1 protein-coding gene is annotated in these 15,729 nt (G+C 57.7%); it reads right to left on the bottom strand.

The window, feature by feature from the left end; translation table 11 throughout:
• Nucleotides 1-54 precede the first annotated feature (54 nt).
• On the bottom strand, nt 55-15,051 hold the full coding sequence (locus BN1546_RS14860) for a non-ribosomal peptide synthetase (protein ID WP_090738098.1): 14,997 nt from the start codon (nt 15,049-15,051) through the stop codon (nt 55-57).
• Between the last annotated feature and the right edge of the window lie 678 nt (nt 15,052-15,729).

Here is a 15,729-nt window from a genome sequence, read left to right as displayed (position 1 = left end):
TCTTCCTTGGGATGCGCGCCGCTTTCATTTGACGGCGGAGGCGCGCTTGTAGGATTAGAACGCGAATTCGATCGTATCGACGGCACTTTTTGCGCCTGCCGCCGGTTTATGACATTCAATCCGGCTTAGCTCGAGTTGTGGATTTTCCGCAATTTGAGACAGCACCCGCAGGTAATCCTCGGTCAAGGTGCGGATCATCGCTTTTTTGAACAGCTTGGTGGCGTAGAAGAAGCCCCCGCTCAGCGCCCCGTTGTTTTCATACATAAACAGCGTCAGATCGAACTTCGCTTCTTCCAAATGGTCAAGCTCGTAAGTCTTCAGGCTGACCCCTTCTAGCTCGGCGTCTCGTTCTTCGATATTTTGCAAGTCGAAAACGGCATCGAACAGCGGAAAGCGGCCCGGCTCCCGCTTCACATTCAAACGCTCCACCAGCTCCTCGAATGGATAATCCTGGTTCTCGAAAGCGCCCAAAGCCGTTTCCTTCACTTCTTCCAGGTAGGACAAGAACGTTTTGTCGCCCGACGGACGATTGCGGATCGCCAGCGTATTGACAAACATCCCGATGACCGGTTCCAAATCGGCGTTCGTTCTTCCCGCCACCGGAGTGCCCACGACCAAGTCCTCCTGCCCGCTGTACTTGGACAGCAGCACGGTATAAGCCGCAAGCAGCACCATGAACAGCGTGCTTTCACGCTCGGCCGCCAATTCGCGCAGCCGCGTAGAGAGAGAAGCTTCGACGTCGAACTCCAGATGCGCGCCTTCGTAACTGCGAGCCGCAGACCGTTCGTAGTCCATCGGCAGGTCCGCCGTCGGCAGCTCGCCTTCGAAGGTTTGCAGCCAGTAAGCTTCCTGCCGCCCGATCCGCTCTCGGTGGGCCTTCGACTGCTGCCAAACGGCATAATCCTTGTATTGAATGCGCAGTGGCGGCAGTTCTTCCCCGGCGTAGAAACTCGAGAACTCATCGATCACAATCGCCATTGATACGCCGTCGGACACCATATGGTGCATGTCGAAAAGGAGAATATGCAGGTTCGGCTCCAGTTCGATGACCCCGGCGCGCAGCAGCGGCGGCTTGCCGAGATCAAACGGACGAACGAAGCTGCGGACGATCTGCTCGATTTGAGCCGCATCCTCTTTATCCGCTTGATGATGCTCGATAGCAAAATCGACCTGCGGGTAAATCCGCTGAACCGCTTCGCCCTTCACGATTTCAAAACCGGTGCGCAGCGATTCATGCCGTGTTATCAATTTCCGCAAGGCGGCTTCCAACCGGTCTAAATCAAACTCTCCTTCCACCTGCACCAGCTCCGGCATGTTGTAAAGCTGATCCGCTCCATCCAGCGTGTGCTGAATGAACAGCCGTTTCTGCGCGGAGGACAGAGGGTAGTACTCTCTCTCCTCCGCTTGAGGAATGGCCTCATGCTCCCGCCGTTCCATCCGGGCGATCGCCTCGGCCATCGCCGCAATCGTCGAGTGACGGAATACGTCGCGCAGCGGCAGGTTGACGTTTAATTCCTTAAATACCTTGCCCGCCAGCGTCGTCGCCCGCAGGGAGTGGCCGCCGATGTCGAAGAAGTTGTCGTGAACGCCAATCTCCTTCGCAAGCCCCAGCACCTCCTGCCAAATCGCTGCCAGCTTCGTTTCCAGCTCATTGCGCGGTGCGACGTACTCCGTTCCGCTTCCCGCTTCCCCTTCCGGCGCCGGCAGCGCCTTCCGGTCAATCTTTCCGTTCGGCGTCAGCGGCAGGCGCTCCAGCTCCACAAAGTACGACGGGATCATGTAGCCCGGCAGCTCCTGCGCCAGCGCGCTGCGTAAATCGTTCACCGCCAGCTCCGCTCCGGTATCCGGCGTGTAATACGCGCATAGCGCCTTCTGCCCGTTCGCGTCACTTCGAACCAGCACCACCGCTTCGCGCACGCCTTCCGCCCGCAGCAGCTGCGACTCGATCTCGCCCGTCTCGATCCGGTAGCCCCGGATTTTCGCCTGGTTGTCGATCCGGCCGATGAAGTCCACGTTCCCGTCCTCCATCCACCGCGCCAAGTCTCCCGTGCGGTACAACCGCTCGCCCGCGGCGAACGGGCTGTCTACGAACTTCTCTTCCGTCAGCTCCGGACGGTTCAAGTACCCGCGCGCCACTCCGACTCCGCCGATGACCAGCTCGCCCAGCACCCCGACTGGCACCGGATTCAGGTGCGCATCCACGATGTAGAATTTCGCATTCAGCCACGCTTTGCCGATCGGCACATTGCCTGTCTGCGGCAGCTTCGCCAGCTCCTCGTCGTAGAAACTGGAGTCGATCGCCGCTTCCGTCACGCCGTATGCGTTGATGATCCGGAACAACGAGCCAAAGCGTTCCTGCAAGGTCCGGTAATCCGCCACGCTGCAGCTGTCCGAGCTCGTGATCAACAGCTCCATCCAGCTCATATCCAGTTGCTGCTCGTGCACGTACTCCAGGAACGGCACGATCAGCGCCGGCGTCGATTCGAAGATGGTGACCTGCTCCCGCTCAATCCAGTAGTGCAGACGAGACGGATCGATCCGGTCGTCCTTCGGCACGATCACCATCGTGCCTCCGTTGTACAGCGTCCGCGCGATATCTCCCACGAACACGTCGAATGAGAAGCTTGCGAGCTGCAGCAGCCGCACCGGGAACTGATCCAACCGGTATTCCCGCCGGTAGCCCGCCGCCGTGTTCACCAGGCTGCGGTGCTCGATCATCACGCCCTTCGGCTTGCCCGTCGTTCCCGACGTATAGATCACGTACGCCAGATCCTCCGGACGGGCTTCATGGAAGCTGTCGGTGCCAACATTCTGATGGCTCTCATCGCCGTCGTCCACAGCATCCGTCAGCATGCCGGAGACCATGCCCGAGCCAATCGGCGCATTCGCCCGCTCCTCGCTGTACGAAGTTTCTTCGTCCAGGTACAGCACCGCCGCCAGCGCCAGCTCCTCTTCGCCGAGCCAGTCTTCGGCACGCTCTCGCAGCGCCGTTTGCGTCAGCAGCACCTTCGCTCCGCTGTCTTCGAGCATGAACCGCACGCGCTCCGCCGGATAATCCGGGTCCAGCGGCACATACGCCCCGCCCGCTTTCCAGACGGCCAGCACGGCCACCAGCAAGTCCACCGAACGCTCGGCGAGAATGCCGACGATCGTCTCCCGGCCGATGCCGCTTGCGCGCAGCGTAGCCGCCAAGCGGTTCGCCCGCTCGTTCAGCTCCGCATACGTCAGCCGGTCGTTCTCGTACACGACGGCCGCCTCTTCCGGCGTGCGCTCCGCCTGTTCCTCAAACAGCCGGTGGAACGCGGCCGCAGGAGCCGCTTCCAGCTGCGCCGGGTTGAACGCGCCGAGAATTTGCTCTTTTTCCTCTGCCGTCAGCAAGTTCAGCTCGGCAATCTTCGCATCTGGACGGCTTACGATCGTTTCGAGCAGCTGCTCGTAATGTTTCGCCAGCCGTTCGATCGTCTCCCTTTTATAGAGAGCCGTCGCATATTCGAAGCTGTAATCCAAGCCGCCGTTCTCCTCGCCCACATCCAAGCTGATATCAAACTTCGCGGTATCCAATGCACTCGGATAAGGAATCAGGCGAAGCCCTTCCAGCTCAAATTCCTCGTTTTCCGTATTCTGCATCGTAAACAGCGTGTCGAAGAGCGGATTGCGGCTTAAATCACGGGTGACTTGCACCTTGTCCACCAATTCTTCGAACGGATAGTTTTGATGCTCGAAGGCATGGAGGGTCGTTTCTTTGACTTCGTTCAGGTATGACAGGAATGTCTTCTCCGAAGCCGGATAACTGCGGATAGCCAGCGTGTTTAAGAAAATCCCGATCAACGGCTGCACATCTCCATGATTCCTTCCGGCAATCGGCGTACCGACGATCACGTCTTCCTGACCTGAATATTTATGCAGAAGGACGTTATACGCCGCAAGCAGCACCATAAACAGCGTTGTGCCCGTTTCCGAGGCCAGCTGCTTTAGGCCGTCGGTTTTCGAAGCGTCGAAGAAAAACTCCAGCGTTTGGCCTTCGTAGCTCTGCACGGACGGACGTGGATAATCGGTCGGCATTTCCAGCACCGGAAGCTCGCCTTGGAACATGCCCAGCCAGTACGCCTCCTGACGCTGAAGCCGTTCCTTCTGCTCCTGCGAATGCTGCCAAACGGTGTAGTCTTTGTACTGAATGCGCAGAGGCTCCAATTGCTCGCCGCCGTACAAGCGGACGAATTCTTCAACAAAGATTTCCATCGAGACGCCATCGGAAATAATATGATGCATGTCGTACATTAGAATATGGCGTTCTGGAGCCAGCTCGACAAGGCCTACCCTCAGCAGCGGAGGCTTCGCCAAGTCAAACGGACGGACGAAACGGCGAACCATCTCTTCGGCCTCTTGCTCACCCACTCGATAGAACTCCACGGCAAAATTCACGTCTTGGTAAATCCGCTGCGATGCTTCGCCATCTACCATTTCGAACCCGGTGCGCAGCGTTTCATGCCGCGCCACGAGCTTACGGAACGCTTCTTCGAACCTTGCCCGGTCCAAAGCACCCTCCAGCAGCATCGCTTCCGGCATGTTGTAGCTAAGCTCCGCGCCTTCCAGTTGATTCAGGATAAAGAGACGTTTTTGAGCAAAAGATTGCGGGTACACCTCTCGGTCATCCGCCACCGGAATGGCAACGAATGTCTGCTCATCCAGCCGGGAAACGGCGGCTGCCATGCTCTCGATGGTGGAATGGCGGAACACGTCGCGCAGCGGCAGATCCACGTTCAACTCTTTATGAATCTTGCTGACTAGCGTCGTCGCCCGCAGGGAGTGGCCGCCGATGTCGAAGAAGTTGTCGTGAACGCCAATCTCCTTCGCAAGCCCCAGCACCTCCTGCCAAATCGCTGCCAGCTTCGTTTCCAGCTCATTGCGCGGTGCGACGTACTCCGTTCCGCTTCCCGCTTCCCCTTCCGGCGCCGGTAGCGCCTTCCGGTCAATCTTTCCGTTCGGCGTCAGAGGTAGGCGCTCCATCTCCACGAAGTACGACGGGATCATGTAACCCGGCAGCTCCTGCGCCAGCGCGCTGCGCAGATCGTTCACTGCCAGCTCCGCTCCGGTATCCGGCGTGTAATACGCGCATAGCGCCTTCTGCCCGTTCGCGTCACTTCGAACCAGCACCACCGCTTCGCGCACGCCTTCCACCCGCAGCAGCTGCGACTCGATCTCGCCCGTCTCGATCCGGTACCCCCGGATTTTCGCCTGGTTGTCGATCCGGCCGATGAAGTCCACGTTCCCGTCCTCCATCCACCGCGCCAAGTCTCCCGTGCGGTACAACCGCTCGCCCGCGGCGAACGGGCTGTCTACGAACTTCTCTTCCGTCAGCTCCGGACGGTTCAAGTACCCGCGCGCCACTCCGACTCCGCCGATGACCAGCTCGCCTAGCACCCCAATCGGCACCGGGTTCAGATGCGCGTCCACGATGTAGAATTTCGCATTCAGCCACGCTTTACCGATCGGCACATTGCCTGTCTGCGGCAGCTTCGCCAGCTCCTCTTCGTAGAAGCTGGAGTCGATCGCCGCTTCCGTTACGCCGTATGCGTTGATGATCCGGAACAACGAGCCGAAGCGTTCCTGCAAGGTCCGGTAATCCGCCACGCTGCAGCTGTCCGAGCTCGTGATTAACAGCTCCATCCAGCTCATATCCAGCCGCTGCTCGTGCACGTACTCCAGGAACGGCACGATCAGCGCCGGCGTCGATTCGAAGATGGTGACCCGTTCCCGCTTAATCCAGTGGTGCAGACGAGACGGATCAATCCGGTCGTCCTTCGGCACGATCACCATCGTGCCTCCGTTGTACAGCGTCCGCGCGATATCTCCCACGAACACGTCGAACGAGAAGCTTGCGAGCTGCAGCAGCCGCACCGGGAACTGGTTCAACCGGTATTCCCGCCGGTAGCCCGCCGCCGTGTTCACCAGGCTGCGGTGCTCGATCATCACGCCCTTCGGCTTGCCCGTCGTTCCCGACGTATAGATCACGTACGCCAGATCCTCCGGACGGGCTTCATGGAAGCTGTCGGTGCCGATATTCTGATGGCTCTCATCGCCGTCGTCCACAGCATCCGTCAGCTTGCCGGAGACCATGCCCGAGCCAATCGGCGCATTCGCCCGCTCCTCGCTGTACGACGCTTCGTCGTCCAGGTACAGCACCGCCGCCAGCGCCAGCTCCTCTTCGCCAAGCCAGACTTCAGCACGCTCTCGCAGCGCCGTTTGCGTCAGCAGTACCTTCGCTCCGCTGTCTTCGAGCATGAACCGCACGCGCTCCGCCGGATAATCCGGGTCCAGCGGCACATACGCCCCGCCCGCTTTCCAGACAGCCAGCACGGCCACCAGCAAATCCACCGAACGCTCGGCGAGAATGCCGACGATCTTCTCCCGGCCGATGCCGCTTGCGCGCAGCGTAGCCGCCAAGCGGTTTGCCCGCTCGTTCAGCTCCGCATACGTCAGCCGGTCGTTCTCGTACACGACGGCCGCCTCTTCCGGCGTGCGCTCCGCCTGTTCCTCAAACAGCCGGTGGAACGCGGCCGCAGGAGCCGCTTCCGGCTGCGCCGGGTGGAACGCGCCGAGAATTTGCTCTTTTTCCTCTGCCGTCAGCAAGTTCAGCTCGGCAATCTTCGCATCTGGACGGCTTACGATCGTCGCAAGCAAATGTCCGAAATGAGTCGACAGCCGCCGGATCGTGCTTTCTTTATAAAGAGCCGTTGCGAATTCAAAGCTGCACTCCAGGCCGCCGTTTTCTTCCGTAACATCCACACTCAGGTCGAACTTGGCCGTGCCGTATTCGCTAGGGTACGGGGACAATTTCAGCCCTTCCAGCTCAAACTCTTTATCCTCCAAGTTTTGCAGGGAGAACATCGTGTCAAACAGCGGGTTGCGGCTCAAATCCCGGCTGACCTGCACTTTATCGACGAGCTCTTCGAACGGATAATTCTGATGCTCGTAAGCGCCTAAGGTCGTTTCTTTCACTTCTTCCAGATACGACAGGAAGGTCTTCTCCGAAGCCGGATAATTGCGGAGCGCCAGCGTATTGACGAACATTCCGATCAAAGGCTGCGTGTCTCCGTGCGTTCTGCCCGCAATCGACGTTCCGACGATCAAATCGTCCTGACCTGTGTATTTATGCAAAAGCACGGTATATGCCGCAAGCAGCACCATATACAGCGTCGTTCCTCTTTGTGCGGCCAGCTGCTTTAAGCCTTCGTTCGTTGCCTCGTCCACGAAGGACGTCAGCGTTTGTCCCTCAAAGCTTTGCACGGCAGGACGCGGATAGTCCGTCGGCATTTCCAGAACCGGAAGCTCGCCCCGGTAACGATCCAGCCAGTAAGCTTCCTCGCGTTTCAACTGCACTTTTTGCTCGTCCGACTGCTGCCATACCGCATAGTCCTTGTATTGAATGCGCAAAGGCTCTAATGATTCGCCGCCGTACAGACGAACGAGTTCCTCGACTAACACGTCCATCGAAACCCCGTCGGAGACGATATGGTGCATGTCGAACATCAGCAAATAACGTTCGGCTGCCAGCTCTACGAGTTCCGCCCGCAGCAGCGGAGGCTTCGCCAAGTCAAAAGGCCGGATGAAGGCCTGCACGACTTCGGACGCTTCTTCCTCGCTCGCATGACGGTACTCAACGGCAAAGTCGACGCTCTCGTAAATGCGCTGTACAGCTTCGCCTTGTACGATCTCAAAGCCAGTTCGCAGCGTTTCGTGCCGTGCGATCAGTCCGCGGAAAGCCTTCTCCAGCAGGCTCCGGTCAATCGATCCTTCCAGCAGCAGCACGCCCGGCATGTTGTAGCTCTGATCGGCCCCTTCCAGCTGATTCAGGATAAACAGCCGCTTCTGAGCTGAGGAAAGCGGATAATATGCTCTTGCGCCTGCCAGCGGAATCGACGAGAACGACTGCTCTCCGATCCGGGAGATGGCCAGAGCCATCTCTTCGATCGTCGAGTAGCGAAATACGTCGCGCAGAGGCAGCTCGACGTTCAGCTCCTGATGCACCTTGCTCACCAGTGTCGTCGCCCGCAGGGAATGGCCGCCCAGGTCGAAGAAGTTGTCATGAACCCCGATGTGCTCCAATCCGAGCACGCTTTTCCAAATTCCGGCCAAACTGGCTTCCAGCGGAGTCCGAGGTGGAGTACGTCCTTCGCCCGGCTGCAAGCTCTCCTCCGGCGCCGGAAGGGACCGGCGGTCGACCTTGCCGTTCGCCGTCAGCGGGAGCCGCTCCAACTGGATCAGGTACGCCGGGATCATGTAGGCCGGCAGTTCCTGGGAAAGCGCGCTCTTCAGCTCGGCCGCCGGAAGCTCGCGGTCCGCTTCATAATAGGCGCAAAGCTGCTTCTCGCCGGAGGCGTTTTCCCTCGCGAATACCGTCGTTTTCCGAATTCCCTCCACTTTCTGAAGCTGAGCTTCGATCTCGCCCAGCTCAATGCGGAAGCCGCGGATTTTCACTTGGTCGTCCGTCCGTCCTACGTATTCGATCGTGCCGTCCGGCAGCCATTTCGCCAAATCCCCCGTCCGGTACATGCGCTCTCCCGGCACAAACGGATTGTCCACAAATTTCTCCGCCGTCAGCTCCGGCCGGTTATTGTAGCCCCGTACCAAGCCTTCTCCGCCGACGCAAAGCTCCCCGGCCACGCCGATCGGCAGAAGCTTATTCCGGCTGTCGACGATATACACCGTCGTATTGCTGATCGGCCGTCCGATGGGTACGGTAACCGCCGACTCATCGACGAAGTCGACCGGAAGGTACGTGGTATAAACCGTGCTTTCCGACGGGCCGTACAGATGGTTGAGCCTGCCCGGTCCGATATGGACGAGCGCTTTACGCACATGGCCGACCGACACGCGCTCTCCTCCGAACAAAATCGCCCGGACATCCCGCAGGCAGTCGACGTTCACATCTACAAGGATGTTGAAGAAAGCCGTCGTAATCAGCATGACCGAGATGCGCTCGCGCTGGATGAGATCCGCCAGACGGCCGATTTCCAGCAAAGTCTCGCGGAGAACCAGCACCAGCCGCGCCCCGTTGGTCAAAGCGCCGAAAATATCGAAAATCGCTCCGTCGAACGAATAGCTCGAAAGCTGGAGGACATGATCCCGCTCGGTGATGTCGATATAATTCGTATTTCGCACGATCCGCACGATGTTGCGGTGCGAAACAAGGTTGCCTTTCGGCTTGCCCGTCGTACCTGACGTATAGATGACGCAAGCCAGATCTGTCGCTTCGGTGCCTGGATTTAGATTTGTGCCGTCCTCGTGATAGAAGGCCTCGTCATCCAGTAAGATCACGGAGTCTGAACCCGCCAGGCGCTCGCGCAAGCGGCTTTGCGTCAGCATGACCTGCGCTCCCGAATCCTCGATCAAGAAACGGATACGCTCCTCGGGATATTCCGGGTCAATCGGTACGTAAGCCGCTCCGGCTTTGTGTGCCGCCAGCATGCCCACCACCATTTCAATGGAACGCTCAGCCATAATGGCGACCAGACGGCCTTTGGATATCCCGTGGCTACGCAAGGTACGGGCAAGGCGGTTGACGCGTTCGTTCAGCTCGCGGTAGGTCAGCTCTTGCTCATTCAAGGAGATGGCGGCTGCATCCGGGATGCGCTCCGCCTGCTCTTCGAACAATTGAATGAGCGTCTTCCCGCGCGGAAATTCCGTGATGGTGTCGTTAAAACGTCCGAGAAGGTCGGTTTTTTCCGCCTCCGTCACAAGTTCCAGCTCGCCCACTGTAATTTCCGGGTTATCCGTCACCTGCTCCAGCAGATGGACGAGATGCCCCTTGAGCCGCTCGATGCTGTCTTTATCGAATACTTCGGCGTTAAAGTCGAACCGAATTTCGATCTCGACTCCCGGCACCACGGTCACGTTGAAGTTATAGTTCGTCTGCTCCTCCATCTGAACGTCAGCGATCGTCAGGTCGCCGTGCTGCTGGTCGCCCGCCTGCTCCATCTGCTCGTCCACCGGATAGTTCTCGAAAGCGATGATATGGTTGATTAGGTTCTGCTTTTGCACGCTGCGGGCTTGAATTTCATACAGCGGATAGTAATCATAACGCCCGGACTCCAGCGCCCGCTCTTGGAGCTTCGCCATCAGGTCGGCGAACACGGTGTCCGCTTCGCTCGTGACGCGGACCGGCACCGTATTGATGAACAGCCCGATCATGGACTCGATGCCCGGGATTTCCGCCGGTCTTCCGGCCACGACGCTGCCGAATACGGCATCGTTTGTCCCGTTATATTTTTGCAGCATCACGCCCCATGCGGCTTGCAGCAGCGTATTGACCGTAACCAGGCGCTGTTTCGCCACCCGGTCCATCCGCTCGCTCAAGTCTTTGCCCAGCTCGGCAGTGACGTGATCAGCCATAAATCTGCCGTTCGGCGCCGGTTCCTTTTGTCCCGGGAGTACGGTTTGCCCTTCATAACCTGCCAGGAACGCCGTCCAATAGCCGGATGCCGCCTGATCGTCCTGTTTCTCCAACCATTCGATATAGGCGCCATAATCCGATCCCTTATCTCCCGCTGGCTGCTTGCCGGATGCCAAGGCCGAGTACGTCTCAAACAGCTCCTGCGTCAGCTGCGGTAGGCACCAGCCGTCCATCAAAATATGCTGGAAACTCCACAGCACATGATAGCTTTGCTCTTCGGTGCGCAGGATCGTAACCCGAACGAGCGCGTCATGTTCCAGGTCGAAGCCGCGAAGCTTGTCATCCTCGGCTTTTTTATCCAAGTACGCTTGTTTCTCGTCCACCTGCAAATGAAGCAGCTCTTCATATTCAAAGCCGACCGGCTTGTCGCGGTATATGATTTGCAGTGGCTCGCCCGCTGGTCCTTTCACAAAATTCGCCCGCAGCACCAGATGACGTTTCGCAAGCTCCATCCAGCTTCTCTCGAAAAGCTGGACGTCGAGCGCTCCCCGCATCGTAAACTGCGTCTGCTCGAAGTAAGTTGCCGTTTGCTGGTCAAGCGCACTGTGGAACCACATGCCCTTCTGCATCGGCGTAAGCGAGTAAATATTTTCGATTTCCCCGAGATGGCCCGAGCGCTGGGCGATTTGCTCCAATTCCGCGATGGTCAAGCCTTTAAATTGCACGTCGCTCGGCGTCAATTCGGTGTTTTCTTTGCCTGCGCAGTGGGTAATGAGCTCTCGAAGACTTTGCTCAAGCCGCTGAGCGAAGGCTTCCATCGTTTCCTTGTGATACTGCTTCCGGCTGTAGCTGAGATCGAGCGATAAAGCGCCTTCCAGCACCATGCCGTTGATATCCAGCACAAAGCTGCGGGCCTGCCGGTCGCTGGCCGGGCTGCCGCTGGAATAAGAAGATATGCCGATCTCGTCCTGATTGACATCATCGTCGAACTGGCCGAGGTAGTTAAAATTAATTTCCGGCTCTGAGCCCCAAACAAAGCCATCCTCCGATTTGGAGAGATAGCGGCATACGCCGTACCCAAGCCCCTTGTTCGGAATGCGGCGCAAGCTTTCCTTGACCTGTTTAATCTGATAGGCCAAATCCCGGTCGGTTTCCGGCTCCAGGACGACCGGAAACTTGGTCGTAAACCAGCCGACTGTGCGCGTGATGTCGATATCCGTTCCGATCGATTCGCGTCCGTGTCCTTCGAGATTGATCCGCACCCGTTCGTGTCCCGTCCACTTGCGAACGGCTATGCCGAGCGCCGTTACCAAAATATCGTTCATTTCGGTGTTGTAGGCCCGGTGAACCCGCTTCAGCAGCAGCTCCGTTTCTTCGGGAGTCAAACGGACGAACAGCGATTCGCTGTCCTGCTGCGTCGTAACGTCCGCCTCCAGATCCTTCGGCAAGGCCGGAACCGCAATTTGTTCCACGGCCTGCCAATAGGCCCGTTCCTTCGCCATCTCCGGGCTTTGCGCGTAAGCGGCCAGCTGCTCGGACCAAGTGCGGTACGCATCCGTTTTCGCTGGGAAACGAATTTCCTCGCTTTTGCCGGCCTGCTCGTAACCCAGAGCGAAATCCTCCATCAAAATGCGCCAAGACACGCCGTCCACCACGGCATGATGAACCGCGAGCAGCAAATGATCGCCGTCCGCGCACCGGAACAGTCCCACCTTCACGAGGGGCCCGTTCTCCAGATCGATGCCCGCTTGAATGTCCGTTGCCTTCGCTTCCACAGCCTGCGCGGTATTCTCCGCATCCTTGAAGTCGAACACGTCCAGCGTGAACAGCCCGCCTTCCTGAATCGCGCGGGTCCGCGCACTAAACCCTTGTTCCGTCTTGCAGAACACCATCCGCAAGGCGTCATGATGCTCGGCCAGCTTTTGCAGCACCTGACGCACCGTCTCTTCGTCGAAGCGTTCCTTCCGGTACAGCATCACCGACTGGTTGAAATGATGCGGGGCCGCAAAGGAGCTCTCGAAAAACCAATGCTGAATCGGCGCCAGCGCCGTTTCACCCGTTATTTCGCCTTGATCGATGGTACGTCCGATCGGTTTCACATGCAGGCTGAGCTGTGAGATAGTCGGATATTTGAACAAATCCCGGATTTCCAGCTTGTACCCGGCTTGATGAAGCCGCGAAGATACTTGAATGGACTTGATCGAGTCTCCGCCCAGCTCGAAGAAATGATCCGTTACCCCAACGCGATCGGCGTTCAATACCGCCTGCCACACATCGGCAAGCGTCCGCTCGGCTTCATTGCGAGGAGCTACGTACGCGCCGCCGGTCAGCGCGTTTCCTTCCGGAGCAGGCAAAGCCTTGCGGTCGATTTTGTCGTTCGGCGTGAGCGGCATCCGCGGAAGCTGAACAAAATGCGCCGGAATCATGTAATTCGGCAATTTTTGCGCCAGCGCGCTTCTCAGCTCGCCGAGCGTAAGCGGGCGGCCCGCGACCAGGTAAGCGCACAGTTCTTGCCCGCTTTTGCCTTCCCGCGCGATTACGATCGTCTCCTGCACGGAGTCGATCTTCAGAAGCTGCTCTTCAATCTCGCCGATCTCGATCCGGAATCCACGGATTTTCACCTGATGGTCAATCCGGCCCAAGTACTCAATATTTCCGTCCGGTAGCCAGCGGGCCAAGTCGCCCGTTCGGTACAGTCTCTCTCCGGGCTCAAACGGGTGTTCGATGAATTTCTCTGCCGTCAGATCCGGCCGGTTCCAATATCCCCGGGCGAGGCCGACGCCCGCGATGCACAATTCCCCTTCCACTCCGATAGGCGCCAGTTGATTCTGTGCGCCCAGTATATACAAGCGATGGTTCCAGATCGGACGTCCGATCGGTATCGCTCTGCGTTCGGTGTCATACGTAGACGCCGCCCACACGGATGTGGCGATCGAGGCTTCCGTCGGACCGTACGCGTTATAGTACTGTACCTTGTCTTTCCACTGCTGCACGAATTCGGCTGAAACGGCGGAGCCCGCCGTGATGAGCCTACTCAGACTCGGCAGGCGGTCTGAATTCAAATAAGCCGCATAAGTTGGCGGCAAAGTGGCGATCGTAATTGCATGCTCGTTCATGAAACGTTCGAACAGCTGATCATCCAAAATCGTCTCGGTTGACGGTATATATAAGGTCGCCCCGAAATATAGAGCGTTGAACATCTCCCAGCACGACGCATCGAACGATAGGCTGGCGAATTGCAGCACTCGATCCTGTTCGGTCGTGTGAAGCGTATGGGCAAACGTCAGTTTCAGGCTGACCAGCCCGCGATGCTCCAGCATGACCCCTTTGGGTTTGCCCGTCGTACCTGATGTATAGATGACATAAGCCAGATCATTCGGACCGCTGGCCGGATCCAGGTTCGAGCCATCGTCGCTGTAGGCCTGCTCGTCATCCAGCGCCACCACGGTCCCTTCGAACGGCACCTGCTGCTGCAGCTCCCTTTGAGTCAGCAGCAGCTGCGCGTTCGAGTTCTCCAGAATGTAGCGGATGCGTTCTTCCGGGTATTCCGGGTCGATCGGCACGTAGGCACCGCCAGCTTTCAGAACCGCCAGAATGCCAACGACCGTCTCCAGCGATCTCCTGGCCATCAAGCCTACCAGCTGATTGGGCAGCACGCCGACCGATCGCAGCGTCCGCGCCAGCCGGTTCGCCCGTTCGTTCAGCTCCGCGTACGAAAGACGGCGCCCCTCAAAGACAACCGCCGTCGCTTCGGGCACCCGCTTCGCCTGCTCCTCCACGAGCTGATGAATCGTCCGATCACGGGGATAGTCCTTCTCGGTATCGTTAAAGCTTTGCAGCAATTGAAATTTCTCGTCCTCCGACAGCATGTCCGCCCGCACAATGTCCAGATCCAACTCGTGAAGCCCCACGGCCAGCAGGCGATTCAGATGGCCGACGACCCGCGTCATGAACTCGGAGTCATATAAGTGCTCGTTATATGACAGCGCTAGCTGTATCGTCCCGCCGGTTAAGCTAAATTCAAAGGAACAATCCGTGACCACGTTTTGCCCGATTTCGTCCAGATGCAGCTCCTTAAGGGATACTAGCGTATGGACGACGGGTATCCCGTCTGCATATTGCAGGTCCAGCTTCTCTGTCATTTTCAAGAACGGAATATGTTGATGCTGAATCGCTTCCGGCAAGGAAGTCCTCAGCTCGCTCAGAAGCGTTTTAAAAGTCGCATCCGCCGAAAGCGAGTTTTTCAAAATGGCCGTATGATTAACGGATCGGCGCGTCTCCGTCGGTTTCCGTACAACCGGCATGCCGACCAGAATGTCAGAAGCGCCCGTATATTTATGCAAGAGCGACTGAACACCTGCGAGCAAAATCATAAAAGTGGCCAGCGGAGCGCCCTTGCTCATTTGAAGGACGCGCTGCGCCACTTCCTCCGAAAGCGAACCGCCGACGGTTGTCATAATGGGCTCCAGGGAGCTTGGAGCTTTGCTGTAAGGCAGCCGCGTCAAGGTATAATCGTCGCTACCGAATTTTTCGTTCCAAAACAACGTTTCTTTTTCAAAAGCCATCTGGATCGTTCCCCTCTCTTCATCGGTAAAAGCAATCCGGCGGAGCATATGCCGCAGCAACGCTTCAGCCTCGCTCCCCGCCTTTTCAAACATGTGACAATAATGTCAATGGCTTTCGCCAGGTCACCGCTTCGCTTGCCCGGTTGATCGCCATGCGGCAATCTTCTGCCTAGCAGCTGTCCCGCTCGGCTGCTATGCGTGAAAGACAACTAAGAGCATCGTTCTACGCAAGAGATGCGGGTGCTTAAATATGCTTGCTGCGGACGAGCCGCCCGAAGACGGGCTTTGGTTTAACATTGGGTTTGGAATTGGATTTGGGGGTGGACAAGGGATGTTCCTCCCATCGATGTAAGGCTTGCTGTAGGGTTCCGGCCGGCCAGCAGGAAGTCGGCCGTACCTCCAGATTCGGCACCGGAGCTGCCTTTGTCGAAGCCTATGTTTAAGGGATATTGATACACTCTATGTACGATTTGTGTATTCCCCCGTCTGGTGTGGATAAGTAAAGATACGGCTGCGGGGTAGTGAGCTTTTCCTGACGATTAGATGTGACGATGGGTCTGCATGAGGCTCAAAGAATGCTCCGTATGGCATGAACGGGACAGTCTTTATATTGGAAGTAAATTACATCTCTTCAAAAATGATCACGCGCTTCATCCTCCATTGGAATTGGGATAAGGTTGGCTTCATCCTTTCTGAACCTTCTGACGTCATGGAGCAACATATTCTCGGCTGTCATTTTCCACAATTGTCGGTCTCCGCATGCCTGCTTGC

Source organism: Paenibacillus sp. Mc5Re-14 (assembly GCF_001049835.1).
GTDB classification, from domain to species: Bacteria; Bacillota; Bacilli; order Paenibacillales; family Paenibacillaceae; genus Paenibacillus; species Paenibacillus polymyxa_C.
Note: the sequence above shows the minus strand (reverse complement) of the source record. Positions and strands in the feature narration are given on the sequence as shown.